Below are 18321 nucleotides of genomic sequence, written 5' to 3'. Positions count from 1 at the left end.
CCCTAGTGGGCGTCGGCGATGTGCTGGGTGCCGATCCGCTTGCGGAAGACCCAGTAGGTCCAACCCTGGTAGAGCAGGACCAGCGGCGTGGCGATGGCCGCGCACCAGGTCATGATCTTGAGCGTGTACGGGCTCGACGACGCGTTCGTGACCGTCAGGCTCCACGCGGGGTCGAGCGAGGACGGCATGACGTTCGGGAAGAGCGCCAGGAACAGCATCGCGACCGCGGCGGCGATCGTCACCCCCGAGAGCGCGAACGACCAGCCCTCGCGCCCCGCCTTGATGGCGCCGATCGCGCCGACCAGCGAGACCGCCGCGACGAGCATCGCCGCGAGGCTCCAGGCGTCACCCGAGTCGACCTGGGTCCAGAGCAGGAAGGCGACCGCGAGGACCGCCGTGACCAGCCCCAGCCGGAGGGCGAGCGTCCGGGCGCGAACCCGGATGTCGCCGACCGTCTTCAGGGCCACGAAGACCGTGCCGTGGAAGGTGAAAAGGGTGAGCGTCACCAGTCCGCCGAGGAGCGCGTACGGGTTGAGCAGGTCCCAGAAGGTGCCGACGTACTCCATGTTCCCGTCGATCTTCACGCCGTGGACGATGTTGCCGAAGGCGACGCCCCACAGGATCGCGGGGATCAGCGAGGTCCAGAAGATCGCCTGCTCCCAGTTGCGCTGCCAGTTCTCCTCGGGCCGCTTGGCCCGGTACTCGAAGGCGACGCCGCGGATGATGAGGCAGACCAGGATGATCAGCAGCGGCAGGTAGAAGCCGGAGAAGAGGGTCGCGTACCACTCGGGGAAGGCGGCGAAGGTCGCGCCGCCCGCGGTCAGCAGCCACACCTCGTTGCCGTCCCAGACGGGTCCGATGGTGTTGATCAGGACCCGCTTCTCGGGCCGGTTCCGGGCGAGCAGCTTGGTGAGGATGCCGACCCCGAAGTCGAAACCCTCCAGGAAGAAGTAGCCGGTCCAGAGGACGGCGATGAGTACGAACCAGACGTCGTGGAGTTCCATGCCTCGATCTCCTGAGCCTCAGTACGAGAAGGCCATGGGCCGGTCGGGGTCACGGGTGTCCCCGCCGATCTTGGTGGGCGGGTTGAGGTCGTCCTCGGTGAGCTCGGGCGGGCCGGCCTTCACGTACTTCACCATGAGCTTGACCTCGATGACGGCGAGGACCGCGTAGAGCGTGGTGAAGACGATCATCGAGGTGAGCACCTCTCCCTGGGAGACCCCGGGGGAGACGGCCGAGCTGGTCTTCATGACGCCGTAGACCACCCAGGGCTGGCGGCCCATCTCGGTAAAGATCCAACCCCAGGAGTTGGCGATCAGCGGGAAGAGCATGGTCCAGAGGGCCACGACCCAGTACCACTTGCCGATCTTCGGGCTGAGCGCCTTGTTCCCGAAGAGGACGAGGTTCGGCACTTCGTCCTCACCGGTCCGCAGGCCGGGGGCGATCAGGAACTTCTTGCGGGTCAGCCAGAGCCCGACGACGCCGATGGCGAGCGACGCCATGCCGAAGCCGATCATCCAGCGGAAGCCCCAGTAGGCGACGGGGATGTTGGGCCGGTAGTCGCCGGGCCCGAACCTCTCCTGCTCGGCCTTGTTGACGTCGTTGATGCCGGGGACGTACGAGTGGAAGTCGCCGTTGGCGAGGTAGGACAGTATCCCGGGGATCTCGATGGCGACCTCGTTGTGGCCCTTGTCCACGTCGCCGATCGCGAAGATCGAGAAGGGCGCGGGCGCCTCGCCGTCCCACAGCGCCTCGGCGGCGGCCATCTTCATCGGCTGCTGCTTGAACATGACCTTGCCGAGCATGTCACCGCTGATGGCGGTGCCCAGGCCGGCGATGATCAGCGTGATCAGGCCGAGCCGCAGCGAGGTCCGCATCACCGGGACGTGCCGCTTGCGCATCAGGTGGAAGGCGGAGATGCCGACCATGAAGGCGCCACCGACGAGGAAGGCGGCCGTCATGGTGTGGAAGAACTGGGTGAGGGCGGTGTTCTGGGTGAGCACCGCCCAGAAGTCCGTGAGCTCGGCGCGGGCGCCCTGGCCCCGGTCCTCGTTGATGCGGTAGCCGACCGGGTGCTGCATCCAGGAGTTGGCGGCCAGGATGAAGTACGCGGAGAGGATCGTGCCGATCGACACCATCCAGATGCAGGCGAGGTGGATCTTCTTCGGCAGCTTGTCCCAGCCGAAGATCCACAGGCCGATGAACGTGGACTCGAAGAAGAAGGCGATGAGCGCCTCGAAGGCCAGCGGGGCGCCGAAGATGTCACCGACGAAGCGGGAGTAGTCCGACCAGTTCATGCCGAACTGGAACTCCTGCACGATGCCGGTGACGACACCCATCGCGATGTTGATGAGGAAGAGCTTCCCCCAGAACTTGGTCGCCCGGAGGTACTTCTCCTTCCCGCTCCGCACCCAGGCGGTCTGGAGCCCCGCGGTGAGCGCGGCGAGCGAGATCGTCAGCGGGACGAAGAGAAAGTGGTAGACGGTGGTGATGCCGAACTGCCAGCGCGCCAAAGTCTCCGGCGCCAAAGCGAGGTCCACGTCGTCTTCTCCTTACATCGCCGTGGTCACATCGGCAGTTTGCCCCTTTGATCCCCCCTGTTACGGGACGAACGGGACACGCTTGTGAACGCGTTCACATTCACAAGCATTATGACTCATCCGAAATCCGTACTGGAGGGTGGGGGGCTGTACCGAAGGTCACACCTTCCCAAGGCCTTCAACATATTGTTGAATTCGGCCCATGACCCTTCGGATACGCCTCAGTTGGCCGGCCGGTCACACCACGGCCACCCTCGACGAGACCCCCACGAGCACGGCGCTCCTGGGGGCTCTGCCGATCGTCTCCACCGCCCGCACCTGGGGCGAGGAGGTCTACTTCGACACTCCGGTCTCGGTGCCGCGCGAGGAGGGGGCGCGCCAGGTCGTCGACCCCGGCACGGTGGCCTTCTGGACCGACGGCGACGCCCTCGCCCTCCCCTACGGGCCGACCCCGATCTCACGGGGCGAGGAGTGCCGGCTGGCGAGCCCGTGCAATCTGCTGGGCTCGCTCGACGAGGACCCGCGGATCCTGGCCACCGTCCGTGACGGCGACCCGATCCGCGTGGAACTCGCCTGAGCGGCACGCCCCCGGGCCGTCAGGCTCCCGGAGGCATCTGCCCGAGCCGTCAGGCTCCCTGGCGGAAGCCCTCCGTCACCTTGAGGAACAGGTCGTTCGCCTCGGTCTCGCCGATCGTGACGCGCACGCCCTCCCCCGCGAACGGCCGCACCACCACACCGTGCCGCTCGCACTCCGCCGCGAACTCCATGGTCCGCTCGCCGAGCCGCAGCCAGACGAAGTTCGCCTGGGCGTCCGGCACCGTCCAGCCCTGGGCCACGAGCCCCGCGCGGACCCGCTCGCGCTCCGCCACCAGCGAGCCGACCCGGCCGAGCAGTTCGTCCTCGGCACGCAGCGATGCCACCGCCGCGTCCTGCGCCAGCTGGCTCACGCCGAACGGCACCGCCGTCTTGCGCAGCGCCGCCGCCACCGGCTCGTGGGCGATCGCGAAGCCGACCCGCAGCCCCGCCAGGCCGTACGCCTTGGAGAAGGTGCGCAGCACCGCCACGTTCGGCCGGTCGCGGTAGAGCTCGACGCCGTCCGGGATGTCGGCGTCGCGGACGAACTCCTTGTACGCCTCGTCGATCACGACCAGGACGTCGGAGGGCACCCGGTCCAGGAAGCGCTCCAGCTCCGCGCGGCGCACCGCGGTGCCCGTGGGGTTGTTGGGGTTGCAGACGAAGATCAGCCGGGTGCGGTCGGTGATCGCCGCGGCCATCGCGTCGAGGTCGTGCGTCTCGTCGTCCTTCAGCGGCACCTGCACCGAGGTGGCCCCGCTGATCTGCGTGATGATCGGGTAGGCCTCGAAGGAGCGCCAGGCGTAGATCACCTCGTCGCCGGGGCCCGAGGTCGCCTGGAGCAGCGACTGGGCGACGCCGACCGAGCCGGTGCCGGTGGCGATGTGGGAGACCGGGACGCCGAAGCGGTCGGCCAGCTCGGCGGACAGGGCGGTGCAGGCCATGTCCGGGTACCGGTTGAAGCTCGCGGCGGCGGCCAGCGCGCTCTCCATCACACCCGGCAGCGGCGGGTAGGGGTTCTCGTTCGAGGACAGCTTGAAGGCGACCGGGCCGCCCGCCGCGGCCGGCTTGCCCGGCTTGTAGGTGGGGACGCCGTCCAGCTCGGCGCGGAGCTTAGGGGTGGACGCGCTCGTCCCGCTGGTCTCGCTCACAGTGTGGCCTCCTCGACCGTCCGTACCGCCAATGCTTCTCACTTTATGAGGATTCCGGCCCGCTGCGAATGGGCTGTGGACAACAGCCCTGCAACGCTGTGGAAAACCCCCTCCGCCCGTCCGCCCCGAGCGAGGGGGCGCGCGCACGGGTGGCGCGCGCCGGTGGCGAGCGCCGTGGCGCGCGTCCCCCGTAGAGGTGAGTTGAGACCTCTTCGAGACCTGGCCCCCACACCAGGCCCATCCCGCCGGACAACATCAAGTCGCATGAAGAAACCCCCAACTACCTTGGATTCTCTTCTATTTGAGCCTGCTCGACCATGCAGAAACGTGCCTGTCAATGCCTGCATATGCGACCGTCCCGCCCACCCCACATCGCCCTACTATCGGCTCGCCATGACAGCAGCAGGGAAGCACCAGGTGAGCCGGGCACAGACCCGGGGAAACCGGCAGGGCCGGGCAGGCATCCGGGACGTGGCCGCCGCCGCCGGGGTCTCCATCACGACTGTCTCCGACGCGCTCAACGGCAAGGGCCGACTCCCGGACGCCACCCGCAGGCACGTCCGCGAGGTCGCCGACCGGCTGGGCTACCGCCCCTCCGCGGCGGCCCGCACGCTCCGCACCGGCAAGTCGGGACTCATCGGCCTGACCGTGACGACATACGGGGATGAACCTTTCACCTTCACGGAGTTCGCCTACTTCGCGGAGATGGCCAGGGCCGCCACGTCGGCCGCGCTCGCCCGCGGCTACGCCCTCGTCATCCTCCCCGCGACATCACGCCATGACGTCTGGTCGAACGTCGCCCTCGACGGCACCGTCGTCATCGACCCCTCCGACCACGACCCGGTCGTCACCGAGCTCGTCCGCCAGGGCCTCCCCGTCGTCTCCGACGGACGCCCCGCCGGCACGCTCCCGGTGACCGCCTGGGTCGACAACGACCACGAGGCCGCCGTCCTCGCCCTCCTCGACCACCTCGCCGACGCCGGCGCACGCCGGATCGGCCTCCTCACCGGCACCACCACCGACACCTACACCCGCCTCTCCACCACCGCGTACCTCAACTGGTGCGAGCGGGTCGGACAGGACCCCGTCTACGAGGCCTACCCGGCGCACGACCCGTGCGCGGGCGCCGTCGCGGCCGACCGGCTGCTCGCCCGCCCCGACCGTCCCGACGCCGTCTACGGCCTCTTCGACCCCAACGGCACCGACCTCCTCGCCGCCGCCCGCCGCTACGGGCTGCGCGTCCCGGACGACCTGCTGATCGTGTGCTGCAGCGAGTCCACCGTCTACGCCACCACCGAACCGCCCATCACGACGCTCTCGCTCAAACCGCGGCGCATCGGCACCGCCGTCGTCCAGCTCCTCATCGACGCCATCGAAGGGATCGAGGGCGACGGTCCGCTCGAACAGGTGATACCGACCGAGCTGATCGTCCGCACCTCCTCGCAGCGCCGGTCGCCGCGGACGACGGTGAGCCCGCCGCGCTCACCCGCGAAGGACTGACGGGCCACAGGCCCGGACGACCGACGTCACCCTCCGGACTCCGGCCGCGCCGAAAGAGCGGCCGGACGAACGCCCCCGCACCATCCGAGTAACCGAGCACCACCCGAGTGACCGAGCATCACCCGAGTACGACCGAGCACCACCCCGGGGGCGACGCGCAGCACGAGGCGAGCCCGCCCCGGCACGACGCAGCACGACCCCGAGAACGAGCGCCGTCCCGTCCCTGCCCGTGGGCGGAGACGGCGAAACCGGGCACCCCACCGGACCCGACCCTGGACTGGACCTTCTCAATTCGGGCGAAACAACCGGTGAACCCGGAGCGAACCCGGATTCACCACCCCTGGTGCGTCACACAGGCGGACCCTCATTCCTATGATGGGCGCACGACACCGCGGACCCCCCGACCAGGCCGGTCCGCGATGTGCAGGGCATCGCGACGGTGGTGGAGGGGTCGATGACTCAGGGGGCCGGGCAGGATCCCGTGGAACGCACGGCGACATTGCGTGACTTCCGCGTACCCCCGTACGCCCGGGTGCCCGTGCAGGGCCACGCGGGCGAGCCGCCGGCCCCGCCCGCCGACCCCACGCTCCACCTGGGCACCCGCCCGGCCGCGTACCCCGAGCCGGTCGCGTTCCCGGAACCCCCGGCAGGGCCCAAGGCCCCCTCGTACCCCGAGGCACCCGCGTACCCCGAGGCCGCTGCGCGCCCCGAACCCGCCGCCTACGCCGAGGCCCCCGTACGCCCCGAACCGGTCGCGTACCCCGAGCCTCCGGTCCCGGGCGCGCCCGCCGGTGCCGCCCATCCCCTGGCCGCCGCCTCGGCCGCCGCACCCGTCGCCGCCTCCGCCCACCCCGGTGCGGACGGCTTCCCCGACGACTTCCCGGACGGGTACACGCCCACCGAGCGCGACCTCCCGGTCATCCAGCGCGGCGACACCCTCCAGGTCCCCGTCGCCCCGGCCGCCGCTCCCGCGCCCGTGCCCACCGGCGACGGCCCCGGGCCGCTCTACGTCGTCGGCGACGTCCACGGCTACCTCGACGAGCTCGTCGCCGCCCTCCGCGCCCAGGGCCTCGTGGACGAGAACGGCGGCTGGGCCGCGGGCAACGCCCGGCTCTGGTTCCTCGGCGACTTCACCGACCGCGGACCCGACGGCATCGGCGTCATCGACCTCGTCATGCGGCTCTCCGCCGAGGCGGCCGCCGCCGGCGGCTACTGCAAGGCGCTCATGGGCAACCACGAGCTGCTCCTCATCGGCGCCAAGCGCTTCGGCGACACTCCCGTCAACTCCGGGGCCGGCACCGCCACCTTCCAGGCCGCCTGGCTGCTCAACGGCGGCCAGAAGCACGACATGGACCGCCTCCAGGACGTCCACCTCCAGTGGATGTCCCGGCTCGACGCCGTCGTCCGCGAGGACGACCACCTCCTGCTGCACTCGGACACCACCGCGTACCTCGAATACGGCCAGACGATCGAGGACGTCAACGACACGGTCCACGAGGTCCTCACGCGCAACGACGCCGACGAGGTCTGGGACCTCTTCCGGAAGTTCACCAAGCGCTTCGCCTTCCGCGACGAGGGCGGCCCGCAGGCCGTCCAGGAGCTGCTCGGCACCTACGGCGGCTCCCGGATCGTGCACGGCCACAGCCCGATCCCGTACCTCCTCGGCCAGGTCGGCACGGAGGACGGCGAGGAGGAGTCCCGCCCGGTCGTCGACGGCCCGCACGTCTACGCCGACGGTCTCGCCATCGCCATGGACGGCGGTGTCACCATGGCCGGAAAGCTGCTGGTGGTCCAACTCCCGCTGGGGGACTGACCCCCACCCTGTGCATCCGGAGCGGGCGAATTCCGGAAACCCCCTGTCAGCGCGCACGGTCACGGCCCTACCATCGGTCTCCCCAGTTAGGCAGGCTCTCCTCCGCTTCCGCCCGGACCGCCGTTCCGCACGGCCGGTCCCGGCCCATCGAGCATCGGGGGATGCACATGAACGTGGCTCCGCACCTGCTGACCGAGGACCGCGCCGAGTACGAGCGGGTCCTCGACGACGCACTGCGCACCGCTCCGGAACGGCCGGAACTCGCCGGAGCGGGCACCCGGCTGACCATCGGTCAGCTGCGCGCGATGGCCCTGAACGCGACAGCGCTGATCACCGCCGCGGCGGCGAGCGAGTACGAGCACTTCACCAAGGTCCGCGAAGCGGACCGTGCCGCCTCCAACCGCCCCCGGACCCCCGCCCCCGACGAGTCCCCGGGCGCCGTCGCGGTCCTCATCGTCCTCGTCCCGGTCCTCGCCGGCGCCGCCGCCGCGATCTTCCTCCTGGTCGGCGCCGTGGTCCGCTGGCTCGCCCCGGACGCCGCCCTCGGCACCACACTGCTCACCGCCGGCCTGGTCTTCGGCGCCCTCGCCGCCGCCGGACTGCTCTGCGCGGGCGCCGGGCTCCTCCTGACCGCCCTCCGCAACAGCCCCGCCGAGACCGGCGCCCCCGACGACGAACTCGCCCGGGCCCGCGCCGCCTGGCGCCACGCCCTCCTGGAGCGCGGCGTCGTCCCCTTCCTCCAGGCCGCCCTCACGGCCACGGCCACCGACCCCGGCCGGGACGCGGGGCCCCCGCCCCCGTGACGCACCCCGGCCCGCGATCCCCCCGTGGACCGCGGGCCGGGGTGGGTCTCGTACGGCCGGTCGCTACTCCGCCATCGGCAGGTAGACGCGGTTGCCGGAGGCGGCGAACTCCGCCGACTTCTCGGCCATGCCGGCCTCGATCTCGTCCTTCTTCAGGTCACCGCCGTGCTCACGGCGGATGTCCTGGGAGATCTTCATCGAGCAGAACTTCGGACCGCACATCGAGCAGAAGTGGGCGGTCTTCGCGGGCTCCGCCGGCAGCGTCTCGTCGTGGAACTCACGGGCGGTGTCCGGGTCGAGGGCCAGGTTGAACTGGTCCTCCCAGCGGAACTCGAAGCGCGCGTCGGAGAGCGCGTCGTCCCACTCCTGCGCGCCCGGGTGCCCCTTGGCCAGGTCCGCCGCGTGTGCCGCGATCTTGTACGTGATGACACCGGTCTTCACGTCGTCGCGGTTCGGCAGGCCCAGGTGCTCCTTGGGCGTCACGTAGCAGAGCATCGCGGTGCCCCACCAGGCGATCATCGCCGCGCCGATGCCGGAGGTGATGTGGTCGTAGGCGGGCGCGACGTCCGTGGTCAGCGGGCCGAGCGTGTAGAACGGCGCCTCCTCGCAGATCTCCTGCTGGAGGTCGATGTTCTCCTTGATCTTGTGCATCGGGACGTGGCCCGGGCCCTCGATCATCGTCTGCACGTTGTGGCGCTTGGCGATCGTGTTCAGCTCGCCGAGCGTGCGCAGCTCCGCGAACTGGGCGTCGTCGTTGGCGTCCGCGATCGAGCCGGGGCGCAGACCGTCGCCGAGCGAGTACGTGACGTCGTACGCCGCGAGGATCTCGCAGAGCTCCTCGAAGTTCGTGTAGAGGAAGTTCTCCTTGTGGTGCGCGAGGCACCAGGCGGCCATGATCGAGCCGCCGCGCGAGACGATGCCGGTCTTGCGGCGCGCGGTGAGCGGCACGTACGGCAGGAGTACGCCGGCGTGCACGGTCATGTAGTCCACGCCCTGCTCGGCCTGCTCGATGACCGTGTCCTTGTAGATCTCCCAGGTCAGTTCCTCGGCCTTGCCGTCGACCTTCTCCAGGGCCTGGTAGAGCGGCACGGTGCCGATCGGCACGGGGGAGTTGCGCAGCACCCACTCGCGGGTGGTGTGGATGTTGCGGCCGGTGGACAGGTCCATGACCGTGTCGGCGCCCCAGCGGGTCGCCCAGGTCATCTTCTCCACCTCCTCCTCGATGGAGGAGGTGACGGCGGAGTTGCCGATGTTGGCGTTGACCTTCACCAGGAACCGCTTGCCGATGATCATCGGCTCGATCTCCGGGTGGTTGACGTTGGCCGGAAGCACCGCGCGGCCCGCCGCGATCTCCTCGCGGACGACCTCGGGGGAGACGTTCTCCCGGATCGCCACGTACTCCATCTCCGGGGTGATCTCGCCCCGGCGGGCGTACGCGAGCTGGGTCACGGCCTGCCCGTCGCGGCCCCGGCGGGGCAGCCGCGGACGGCCGGGGAAGACCGCGTCGAGGTTCTTGAGCCCGCCGCCGCGCGGCGAGGTGTGCTTGATGCCGTCGTCCTCGGGGCGGACCGGGCGGCCCGGGTACTCCTCGGTGTCGCCGCGCGCGATGATCCAGTTCTCGCGGAGCGGGAGCAGGCCCCGGCGCACGTCGGTGTCGACGGCGGGGTCGGTGTACGGGCCGGACGTGTCGTACAGCGTCACGTCCTTGCCGTTGGTGAGGTGCACCTGGCGGACGGGCACCCGGAGGTCGGGGCGGGAGCCCTCGACGTATCCCTTGTGCCAGCCCGGCGTGCGCTCGTCCTGGCTGGAAGCAGGCGTGCGTGCATCCTGAAGGGTCATGTGACCGAATCTCCCTACGCCGGCATTACCCGGTAACAGGTTCGGCGGTCGGCGCAGCCTCCTCCCGTACGTGTGCGTACGGTGATCAGCGCCCTCTCAGCCCGGTGCTCCGAGCTCCCGCGTGTGCAAAGGTGTCACGAGGCTAGCGCCCTCCCGGGCGTGCTGAACAGTGGGCCCCCACCGTTCTTGCGATGATCGGTCGGTGACTCCCCCCCAGCAGTCCCCCGATCCGCACGGCCACGAGCACGGCCACGAGCACGGGCACGGTTTCGGCCGGCCCGGTCCGGACCACGGTTCCGGCCATGGGCACAGCCACAGCCACGGGCCCGCCGCGCCCGTCTCGCGCCATCTGCGAAGAGTCATCGCGGCCGTCCTCATCCCCTTCGCCACCGCCGTGGTCGTCGGCCTCGTGGTGCTCTGGCCCGGTGGCACTCCGGCGCACGAGCGGACCGGCGTCGGCTTCGACCGGCAGACCGAGCAGGGCAAGGTCGTGGCGGTCGAGCAGGTGGACTGCAAGGACGTGAACGCCGCGCAGGTGCCGCCCACCGGCGACACCTCCACTCCGCAGGGCCGCGAGGCGGTCAACGCGCAGCAGGGGCAGTGCGAGAAGGCGACGATCGAGGTCACCAGCGGTCCGGACAAGGGGCGGCAGTTCACCGAGATCGTCCAGCCGGACGCCCCGCGCCAACTGGAGGAAGGCCAGGGCGTGGTGGTCGCCTACGCCCCCGACGCCCCGAAGGACCTGCAGTACTCGGTGACGGACGTGAACCGGAAGGTGCCGATGGCGGTCCTCGCCGGCATCTTCGCGCTCGCCGTCGTGCTCGTCGGCCGCATGCGGGGCGTCATGGCGCTGATCGCGCTCGCGGCGAGCTTCCTGGTGCTCACCCTCTTCATCCTGCCCGCGATCCTGGAGGGGTCGAACCCGCTGATCGTGGCGGTGGTCGGGTCGAGCGCGATCATGCTGCTCGCCCTCTACATGTGCCACGGCCTCTCGGCCCGGACCTCGGTCGCGGTCCTGGGCACGCTGATCTCGCTGCTCCTGATCGGCCTGCTCGGCTCCTTCTTCATCGGCTGGGCCTCGCTCAGCGGCAACACCGACGACTACACCGGGCTGATCCACGGCCTCTACCCGGAGATCGACATGTCCGGCCTGCTGCTCGCCGGTGTGATCATCGGTTCGCTCGGTGTCCTGGACGATGTCACCGTCACCCAGACCTCGGCCGTCTGGGAACTGCACCAGGCCGATCCGGACATGGGACCGCGCGCCCTGTACCGGGCCGGGATCCGGATCGGCCGCGACCACATCGCCTCGGTGGTGAACACGCTGGTCCTGGCCTACGCCGGCGCCTCACTCCCGCTGCTCCTGCTCTTCACCATCGCGGAGAGCAGCATGGGGACGGTGGCCAACAGCGAGCTGGTGGCGGAGGAGATCGTCCGGACGCTGGTCGGCTCGATCGGTCTGGTCGCCTCGGTGCCGGTCACGACGGCACTCGCGGCGCTCGTGGTCTCGGCCGACCGTCCCTCGGCGGCGGAGGCCGGCGGCCGGGCGGCGGGCCGCGGCGGACGGCGGCGCCGCGCGAAGTGACGCGTGCGCGGCGGCCGTACGGGGCGGGCCGCGGCGGCGGCCGGGCGGAGCGGGGCGCCTGCGGCGGTCGTACGGGAGGGGTGACCGGCGTCGGCGGTACGGGAGGGGTCCCGGCGTCGGGCGTACGGGAGGGGCGCCGGCGTCGGACGTACGGAGTGGTGTCCGTCAGGCGGGACCGGCGCTCTCCTCGGCGAGGATCTTGCCGAGCGCGGCCTCCAGACTGTCCTCGAAGTCGCCCAGCGCCTGTTCCTGACCGAGCGGCACCAGCTTGTCCGTGCGGTCGAGGAAGGCGACCAGCGGCGGGGCGCTGGCACGGAAGAGGGCGCGGTCACCGCCCACCTGGAGCCGGATGGAGACGTCCGACAGGCCCTCGGGGTCGGTCGGGGCGATGTGGACGTCGCCGTCGCCGCTGGGGCGGTTGATCCCGTCGAGCAGCAGCTCTCTGCCGAACGCCCAGGTCACGGGCGCGTCTCCGGGGAGGTGGAAGGTCATCCGCACCGCGTAGGGATCCCGGGTCTCGTATCGCAGTTCGACTGGGATCTTGAAGGAGAGCTCCTCGGAGACGAGGAAGCTCATCAGGACCTCGGCCTGAACCGACTCTCGCATCATGTACCCCGCAGTAGATGGAGCAGTTGTGTAAACACAGCTGCTGAAAGCTGTGACCGAAACGGCCAGGAATGATCCCCCGTGGCCCTCTTGACGCAATCGTGCTGTACGCGCTAGCGGATCACAAGGAGTGATTTTTCAGATACTGATAGAGAAGGCGAGCGAACTGAAGAGGTTTCCGATCTCCGTCTGTAGCCGCTCGACTGCTGGGAGCAACCGTTCTTCCTGGTGAAGCGGTAGAGAAATGGCCAGAGTGGCCGCCGTGTTGCCCACCGTGATGGGGATGGCGGCGCAAACCGTGCCGAGCGCATATTCCTGACGCTCCACCAGGGGCTCCATTCGCCCCAAACCGCCCAAACGCTCCAAAAGCATCCGCCGATTACGCACCGTGTACGGAGTGATGGCTTCCACGGGGTGCCGGTCAAGGTGGTCTTGACGAGATTTCAGATCGAGTTGGCTGAGCAGACACTGGCCGATCGCATGGGCGTGTCCGGTCTCCCGGAAGTCGGCCCACTCCTCCACCGCGGGGGAGTTGGGGGTGTCCGCCACGGAGATCAGCTCGATCTCGCCGTCGCGGTAGATCGCGAAATAGACGGGTACACCGATCTCGTCCCGCCAGTGGGCAAGGGAGTCCTCGATCTTGATGCGACGATTCTGCACAGCCCCGCCGCCGGCCAACCTGGCGGCTGCCTCGCCGAGATAGAACGCACCCTTGTCGCGGAGCAGATAGCCCTCGTGCGTCAGGGTGCGGAGAAGGTGGTACGTCGTGGGCAGCGGGAGATTGGTCTCCCGGGCGAGCTGCTTGGCGGGGGCACCGTCCGCGTGGGAGGCCACGGCCTCCAGAAGTCTCAGCGCCCGCTGCACCGAGCCGATCAGGGTCGGCGCAGCTGTCTGCGTGGCCATGGCCAAAGGTCACCCCCAGGCGTGACAACGGATGCGCTGCATCCGTTCGCGGGGGCCGCCCCCGCGCACCCGCCGGGCCTGGGACGCCTATGGGGTCCGATGGACGGACCCCTCAGGGACGAGCGGGAAACCGCTGGTCTGCCGGAGATCTACGCCCGTAGTCCCCGACTCGGCGGAGATCTGCCACTCTAGTGGCTTGTCCTCGCCCCTCACCCCGTTTCCACCAGCGCGTTCCCTCTGCCGGGCTAACGCCCGGCAGACGCTGAATACCGATGAGTAGCTTGTGCTACCAGTCGCGATCCGACTTCGACGGGGTGCCGAACTTCCGTACGGCGTAGATGAGTCCGGCCACGAGCGCGACGAACAGCAGCACCTTGAACAGCACGCTGATCACGAAGGTCAGGATGCTGGTGATGACGCCGCCGAAGACGAGCAGGACCAGAGCGGGTATGGCGACCCACTTCACCCACCACGGCAGCCCCGCGAGAATCTCCTGTACGGCCATGGCGCGCTCCTTCGCTCTCGACGCCCTGTCCGGAACCCTTCGTCCCCGACGCTTCAAGGCTAGGCGGGGCACTCGGCCCGGCGGGGCCCCGGAAGCCCGGGCTCTCCCCTGATCCACCCCCTAGGGGAACCAGGGGTCCGGCCCGGAGAGTCCGCGAGCCGCCGGCGCCCTCACGCCTCCGGCGGGGAGAAGACCACCAGGACCCGCAGGTCCTCGCTGATGTGGTGGAAGCGGTGCGGCACCCCGGCCGGCACATAGACGACGCTGCCCCGCGCCACCTGCGTCGTCTCCTCCCCGACGGTGATCGCCGCCCGCCCGGACACCACGAAGTACACCTCGTCCTGAGCGTGCGGCGACTGCGGGTCCAGCTCGCCCGCGTCGAGCCCGTACAGCCCCACCGACATGTTCCGCTCACGCAGGAACTGGAGGTACGCCCCCTGGTTGGCGAGGCGCTCCGCCTCGAGTTCGTCCAGCCGGAATGCCTTCACTGCCGTTCGCCCCTGCCCTCAGCCCGATGGTCTCTGCCACGATCAGACACATGAAGAATTTCCTAGTCAAGACGCTCGCCAACGCGGGCGCCCTCGCCGTGGCGATCTGGCTCTTCGAGGGCATCACGCTGACCGGTGACGACGAGATCACGGCCAAGGCGATCGGCAGCCTGCTGCTCGTCGCCCTCGTCTTCGGCCTCGTCAATTTCCTGGTCAAGCCGATCGTGAAGCTGCTGACGCTGCCCCTCTTCATCCTGACCCTCGGCCTGATCACCCTGGTGGTCAACGCCCTGATGCTGCTGCTCACCTCGTGGCTGGCCGAACAGTTCGACCTCAGCTTCCACGTGGACGGCTTCGGGACCGCCATCCTCGGCGGCCTGGTCATCTCCGTCGTCTCGTGGGCGCTCAACGTGCTCCTCCCGGACGGCGACTGAGCGACCGCCATGACCTACCGCGTCTGCTTCGTCTGCACCGGCAACATCTGCCGCTCCCCGATGGCCGAGCACGTCTTCCGCGCGCGCGTGGAGGAGGCCGGCCTCGGCGGGGCGGTCGAGGTGGACAGCGCGGGCACCGGCGGCTGGCACGAGGGCGACGCGGCGGACCCGCGCACCGTCGCCGTCCTGGAGGAGCACGGCTACACCTCCGCCCACACCGCCCGTCGATTCCGCGCCTCCTGGTTCCCCGACCTCGATCTGGTGATCGCGCTCGACGAGGGCCACGTCCGGGAGCTCCGCCGCCTCGCCCGCACCCCCGACGAGGCGGCGAAGATCCGGCTGCTCCGCTCGTACGACCCCGCCGCCGGGGACGCGCTGGACGTCCCCGACCCCTACTACGGCGGGCCTGAGGGCTTCGAGGAATGCCTGGAGATGGCCGAGGCCGCGAGCGAGGGACTCCTCGCCGCCGTCCGCGCCGGAATCGGGGAGAGACGTCGGGGGGACGAGAGCATGGAAAGGACCACGTGAACCCGTTGATCCCTCAGGAACGGCGCCACCCCGACGAGGGGCCCGGCGACGGGACGCTCGCCGTGCGGGCCGGGCTGCCCGAGCCCGTGAAGCACGAGCCGACCCTTCCGGGGCCGGTCTTCGCCGCCCACTTCCACCTGCCGGGCGAACCCACCGGCCCGTACACCTACGGCCGTGACGAGAACCCGACCTGGACCCATCTGGAGCGGGCCATCGGCACCCTGGAGGCGCCCGGCGAGACCGGTGTCGAGACCGTGGTCTTCGCCTCCGGCATGGCCGCCATCTCCGCCGTGCTCCTCTCCCAGCTCTCCGCCGGCGACGCCGTCGTCCTGCCGTCCGACGGCTACCAGGCCCTGCCGCTCCTCCACGAACAGCTGCGCGCGTACGGGATCGAGGTGCGCACCGCGCCCACCGGCGGCGACGCCCAGCTCGACGTGCTCGACGGCGCCCGGCTGCTGTGGATCGAGACCCCGTCCAACCCCGGGCTCGACGTCTGCGACATCCGCCGGCTCGTCGCCGCGGCGCACGCCGGCGGGGCGCTCGTCGCCGTCGACAACACCCTCGCCACGCCGCTCGGCCAGCGCCCGCTCGAACTGGGCGCGGACTTCTCGGTGGCCAGCGACACCAAGGGCATGACCGGCCACGGCGATGTGCTGCTCGGCCACGTCAGCTGCCGCGACCCGCTGCGGGCCGCGGAGGTACGGCGCTGGCGCAAGGTCGTCGGCGCGATCCCCGGGCCCATGGAGACCTGGCTCGCCCATCGCTCGCTGGCCACGCTCCAGCTGCGGATCGACCGCCAGTGCGCGACGGCCCTGGAACTCGCCCGTGTCCTCGCCGAGCACCCCGACGTGACCGCTCTGCGCCACCCCGGGCTCCCGGAGGACCCCTCGCACGCGATCGCCTCGCGGCAGATGCGCCGCTTCGGCTCGGTCATCTCCTTCGAGCTCGCCGACCGCGCCTGGGCCGAACGCTTCCTGGAGGAACTGCGCCTGGTCGACGACGCCACCAGCTTCGGCGGGGTGCGCTCCTCGGCCGAGCGGCGCGGGCGCTGGGGCGGGGACGCCGTCGCGGAGGGCTTCATCCGCTTCTCCGTGGGCGCCGAGGACCCGGAGGACCTGATCGCCGACGTGCTGCGGGCCCTCGACGCGACGCGCAAGGCCGTCGGCTAGCGGCCCCTCCGGAAGCGGAACCGGGACCGGCCCGCCGCGCACCCGCGTCACGGTGCGCGGCGCCGGTTCCGGATCGCGGGGGAGTGATGCGTTTCAGCCCGACGGGAACGGGCCATTTTCTTCCCATGACCGAACGGCCCGTGGTCAAGCGCACCGCACGCGCCATCCTGCTCGACGGAGACGACCTCATCCTCATCAAGCGCACCAAACCGGGGATGGATCCTTACTGGCTGACGCCCGGTGGCGGCGTCGAGCCCTCCGATTCCACCGTCGTCGAGGCCCTGCACCGCGAGGTGCACGAGGAACTCGGCGCCAAGATCGTCGATGTGGTCCCCTGTTTCGTCGACACCGTCGAGCACATCGTCGACGGCGGGGTCTCCGGCGTGAAGGTCCAGCACTTCTTCGTCTGCCGCCTGGAGTCGATGGACCTCGGCCTCCGGCACGGCCCCGAGATGGACGAACCGGTCGGCGAGTACGAGATCGTCCGGGTGCCCTTCAGCCGCGTCGGGATCGCCGCCGTCCACCTGGTGCCGCTCTCACTGCGCCACTACCTCGACGGGAACATCGAGGGCGTCCGCGCCATGCACGCCCCCGACCTCGGCTGACCCGGCCCCCACCGTGGCGAGCTCCGCCAGGAAGTCATGGCGGATCCGCTCGGTGGGGACACCCGAGCCGCGGAGCACGTCGATGCCCTCCCGCACCATGCCGAGCGGGCCCGAGAGATAGGCGTCCCGCTCGGTCCAGGGGCCCGCCGCGCGGACGGCCTGCGGCAGCGGGCCCTGCGCCTCCGTGACGGGATGGACGGCGAGCCACGGAAAGGTCCGCTGGAGCCGCAGCAGGGTGTCGATGTCATAGAGGTCGTGGCCGCTGCGGGCGCCGTAGAACACGTCGACCTTCCTGCGGTCACCGTGCTCGGCGACGTCCTCGACCAGCGCCTTGATCGGCGCGATGCCGGTCCCGCCGCCCAGGCAGAGCAGCCCGGTGTCGGCGGCGTGGTCGACCGTCATGGAGCCGGCCGGCGGGCCGAGCCGGAGCACGTCCCCGGGCCGGGCCCGGTGGACCAGCGCCCCGGAGACCCAGCCCGCCGGGACCGCCTTCACATGGAGGGTGAGCAGTCCGTCCGGCCGGGGTGCCGAGGCGAAGGAGTAGTGCCGCCAGACGCGCGGCCACCAGGGCGTCTCCAGCGTGGTGAACTGCCCGGCGAGGAACGGGTAGGGCGCGTCGGGCCGCAGGGTGAGCACGGCGACGTCGGGGGTCCGCAGATCGTGCGAGACCACCTCGGCCTGCCAGAAGGCCGGCGCCTTCGTCTCGTCCTCGGCGGCCGCGTCGATCATGAGCTGCGAGATCGCCGTGTACGCCCGGACCCAGGCCGCCTCGGTCTCCCCGTCCCAGCTCCGCTCCGCGTACCGCGCGAGCGCGCCGATCAGCGCCTCGCCGACCGCCGGATAATGGGCCGCCTCGACGCCGTACTTCCGGTGTCCCCGGCCGAGATGGCCCAGGTACTCGACGAGGAAGGCGCTGTCGTCCATCCGCTCGGCGACCGTGAGCAGGGCCTTGAGCAGCCGGTCCCGCTGGGTGTCCATCGCGGCGGGGAACAGCTCGCGCAGGGCCGGGGTCCGGATGAAGAGCAGCGCGTAGAAGTACGAGGTCACCTTGTCGGCGACCGGGGCGATCTCCTCAAGGGTGCGACGGACGAGCACCGCATCCGGGGAGGGCTCTGATATTCGGGCCCCCGTCCCGCCCGTCATGCTGGTCGGACCATCCATCATGTGCCTCGCCTCATGCAGCCGGCTTCCGTCTTCGCAGCATGGCGGCCGACGGAGGGACTTCGGGCGGAAAGCGGTGTTCTCGGGCCAAAGGGCGGGGTTGCGGACTAGGCTCCAC

The 18321-nt window shown here is 70.5% G+C and carries 18 protein-coding genes and 1 riboswitch; of the genes, 9 read left to right on the top strand and 9 right to left on the bottom strand.

Going from position 1 to position 18321, the window contains the following annotated elements:
• Positions 1-2 precede the first annotated feature (2 nt).
• Positions 3-1004, bottom strand: a complete 1002-nt coding sequence (gene cydB, locus ABZ621_RS14715; RefSeq protein WP_360604288.1) for a cytochrome d ubiquinol oxidase subunit II — start codon at positions 1002-1004, stop codon at positions 3-5.
• Between the two features lie 18 nt (positions 1005-1022).
• Complete coding sequence (locus tag ABZ621_RS14710; RefSeq protein ID WP_360604286.1) at positions 1023-2540, bottom strand: cytochrome ubiquinol oxidase subunit I; 1518 nt, start codon at positions 2538-2540, stop codon at positions 1023-1025.
• 202 nt (positions 2541-2742) lie between these two features.
• Between ABZ621_RS14710 and ABZ621_RS14705 the strand changes: the two genes are divergently transcribed.
• The gene (locus ABZ621_RS14705; RefSeq protein WP_169094032.1) at positions 2743-3117 is read left to right on the top strand and encodes a cyclophilin-like fold protein; all 375 of its coding nucleotides are present in this window, start codon (positions 2743-2745) and stop codon (positions 3115-3117) included.
• Positions 3118-3166: 49 nt separating this feature from the next.
• On the opposite strand, the gene hisC is transcribed toward ABZ621_RS14705, so the two are convergent.
• Positions 3167-4264, bottom strand: coding sequence for a histidinol-phosphate transaminase (gene hisC, locus ABZ621_RS14700; RefSeq protein ID WP_360604284.1), 1098 nt, complete (start codon positions 4262-4264; stop codon positions 3167-3169).
• Positions 4265-4657: 393 nt separating this feature from the next.
• Between hisC and ABZ621_RS14695 the strand changes: the two genes are divergently transcribed.
• The 3 genes from ABZ621_RS14695 (at position 4658) to ABZ621_RS14685 (ending at position 8380) form a co-directional block, all read left to right on the top strand.
• Positions 4658-5764, top strand: coding sequence for a LacI family DNA-binding transcriptional regulator (locus tag ABZ621_RS14695; RefSeq protein WP_360604282.1), 1107 nt, complete (start codon positions 4658-4660; stop codon positions 5762-5764).
• A gap of 439 nt (positions 5765-6203) precedes the next feature.
• Positions 6204-7577, top strand: coding sequence for a metallophosphoesterase (locus ABZ621_RS14690; protein ID WP_360604673.1), 1374 nt, complete (start codon positions 6204-6206; stop codon positions 7575-7577).
• Between the two features lie 161 nt (positions 7578-7738).
• The gene (locus tag ABZ621_RS14685) at positions 7739-8380 is read left to right on the top strand and encodes a hypothetical protein (protein ID WP_360604280.1); all 642 of its coding nucleotides are present in this window, start codon (positions 7739-7741) and stop codon (positions 8378-8380) included.
• A 63-nt stretch (positions 8381-8443) separates the two neighbouring features.
• Here the strand turns inward: ABZ621_RS14685 and thiC are convergent, their stop codons facing one another.
• On the bottom strand, positions 8444-10219 hold the full coding sequence (thiC, locus tag ABZ621_RS14680) for a phosphomethylpyrimidine synthase ThiC (protein ID WP_360604278.1): 1776 nt from the start codon (positions 10217-10219) through the stop codon (positions 8444-8446).
• A riboswitch (TPP riboswitch) is annotated at positions 10214-10350 on the bottom strand. (Overlaps the previous gene by 6 nt.)
• A gap of 38 nt (positions 10351-10388) precedes the next feature.
• On the opposite strand from thiC, the gene ABZ621_RS14675 reads away from it, so the two are divergent.
• Positions 10389-11804: a YibE/F family protein gene (locus tag ABZ621_RS14675; RefSeq protein WP_360604276.1), complete on the top strand. Its 1416-nt coding sequence runs from the start codon at positions 10389-10391 to the stop codon at positions 11802-11804.
• Between the two features lie 165 nt (positions 11805-11969).
• Here the strand turns inward: ABZ621_RS14675 and ABZ621_RS14670 are convergent, their stop codons facing one another.
• The 4 genes from ABZ621_RS14670 to ABZ621_RS14655 all read right to left on the bottom strand — a co-directional run bounded on the left by ABZ621_RS14670 (position 11970) and on the right by ABZ621_RS14655 (position 14306).
• Positions 11970-12410, bottom strand: a complete 441-nt coding sequence (locus ABZ621_RS14670) for an SsgA family sporulation/cell division regulator (RefSeq protein ID WP_360604671.1) — start codon at positions 12408-12410, stop codon at positions 11970-11972.
• A gap of 138 nt (positions 12411-12548) precedes the next feature.
• Positions 12549-13313 carry a helix-turn-helix domain-containing protein gene (locus tag ABZ621_RS14665; RefSeq protein ID WP_360604274.1) on the bottom strand — a complete coding sequence of 255 codons (765 nt, stop codon included), beginning with the start codon at positions 13311-13313 and terminating at the stop codon, positions 12549-12551.
• Between the two features lie 286 nt (positions 13314-13599).
• Entirely contained in the window at positions 13600-13818 is a 219-nt protein-coding gene (locus ABZ621_RS14660; protein ID WP_360604272.1) for a DUF5326 family protein, read from the bottom strand.
• Positions 13819-13988: 170 nt separating this feature from the next.
• Positions 13989-14306 (bottom strand): cupin domain-containing protein, encoded by a 318-nt coding sequence (locus tag ABZ621_RS14655; protein ID WP_360604270.1) that lies wholly within the window; start codon positions 14304-14306, stop codon positions 13989-13991.
• Between the two features lie 50 nt (positions 14307-14356).
• On the opposite strand from ABZ621_RS14655, the gene ABZ621_RS14650 reads away from it, so the two are divergent.
• The 4 genes from ABZ621_RS14650 to ABZ621_RS14635 all read left to right on the top strand — a co-directional run bounded on the left by ABZ621_RS14650 (position 14357) and on the right by ABZ621_RS14635 (position 17042).
• On the top strand, positions 14357-14740 hold the full coding sequence (locus tag ABZ621_RS14650) for a phage holin family protein (RefSeq protein WP_360604268.1): 384 nt from the start codon (positions 14357-14359) through the stop codon (positions 14738-14740).
• A gap of 9 nt (positions 14741-14749) precedes the next feature.
• A complete protein-coding gene (locus tag ABZ621_RS14645) occupies positions 14750-15268 on the top strand; it encodes a low molecular weight protein-tyrosine-phosphatase (RefSeq protein ID WP_360604266.1) in 519 nt (172 codons plus the stop codon).
• Complete coding sequence (locus tag ABZ621_RS14640; RefSeq protein ID WP_360604264.1) at positions 15265-16437, top strand: cystathionine gamma-lyase; 1173 nt, start codon at positions 15265-15267, stop codon at positions 16435-16437. Before ABZ621_RS14645 ends, ABZ621_RS14640 begins: the two co-directional genes overlap by 4 nt.
• Before the next feature lie 125 nt (positions 16438-16562).
• Positions 16563-17042 (top strand): NUDIX hydrolase, encoded by a 480-nt coding sequence (locus ABZ621_RS14635; protein WP_360604262.1) that lies wholly within the window; start codon positions 16563-16565, stop codon positions 17040-17042.
• Here ABZ621_RS14635 and ABZ621_RS14630 read toward each other — a convergent pair.
• Positions 16974-18203, bottom strand: coding sequence for a globin domain-containing protein (locus ABZ621_RS14630; RefSeq protein WP_360604669.1), 1230 nt, complete (start codon positions 18201-18203; stop codon positions 16974-16976). The genes ABZ621_RS14635 and ABZ621_RS14630 overlap by 69 nt on opposite strands.
• Between the last annotated feature and the right edge of the window lie 118 nt (positions 18204-18321).

It is taken from the genome of Streptomyces sp. NPDC007863 (genome assembly GCF_040633895.1).
Lineage (GTDB): Bacteria > Actinomycetota > Actinomycetes > Streptomycetales > Streptomycetaceae > Streptomyces.
Note: the sequence above shows the minus strand (reverse complement) of the source record. Positions and strands in the feature narration are given on the sequence as shown.

What these genes read in the sequence shown, in the direction of transcription:
- cydB (WP_360604288.1), bottom strand. Translation starts at nt 1,004, where the DNA reads ATGGAACTCCACGACGTCTGGTTCGTACTCATCGCCGTCCTCTGGACC.
- ABZ621_RS14705 (WP_169094032.1), top strand. Translation starts at nt 2,743, where the DNA reads ATGACCCTTCGGATACGCCTCAGTTGGCCGGCCGGTCACACCACGGCC.
- ABZ621_RS14695 (WP_360604282.1), top strand. Translation starts at nt 4,658, where the DNA reads ATGACAGCAGCAGGGAAGCACCAGGTGAGCCGGGCACAGACCCGGGGA.
- ABZ621_RS14685 (WP_360604280.1), top strand. Translation starts at nt 7,739, where the DNA reads ATGCACATGAACGTGGCTCCGCACCTGCTGACCGAGGACCGCGCCGAG.
- thiC (WP_360604278.1), bottom strand. Translation starts at nt 10,219, where the DNA reads ATGACCCTTCAGGATGCACGCACGCCTGCTTCCAGCCAGGACGAGCGC.
- ABZ621_RS14670 (WP_360604671.1), bottom strand. Translation starts at nt 12,410, where the DNA reads ATGCGAGAGTCGGTTCAGGCCGAGGTCCTGATGAGCTTCCTCGTCTCC.
- ABZ621_RS14665 (WP_360604274.1), bottom strand. Translation starts at nt 13,313, where the DNA reads ATGGCCACGCAGACAGCTGCGCCGACCCTGATCGGCTCGGTGCAGCGG.
- ABZ621_RS14660 (WP_360604272.1), bottom strand. Translation starts at nt 13,818, where the DNA reads ATGGCCGTACAGGAGATTCTCGCGGGGCTGCCGTGGTGGGTGAAGTGG.
- ABZ621_RS14650 (WP_360604268.1), top strand. Translation starts at nt 14,357, where the DNA reads ATGAAGAATTTCCTAGTCAAGACGCTCGCCAACGCGGGCGCCCTCGCC.
- ABZ621_RS14645 (WP_360604266.1), top strand. Translation starts at nt 14,750, where the DNA reads ATGACCTACCGCGTCTGCTTCGTCTGCACCGGCAACATCTGCCGCTCC.
- ABZ621_RS14635 (WP_360604262.1), top strand. Translation starts at nt 16,563, where the DNA reads ATGACCGAACGGCCCGTGGTCAAGCGCACCGCACGCGCCATCCTGCTC.
- ABZ621_RS14630 (WP_360604669.1), bottom strand. Translation starts at nt 18,203, where the DNA reads ATGGATGGTCCGACCAGCATGACGGGCGGGACGGGGGCCCGAATATCA.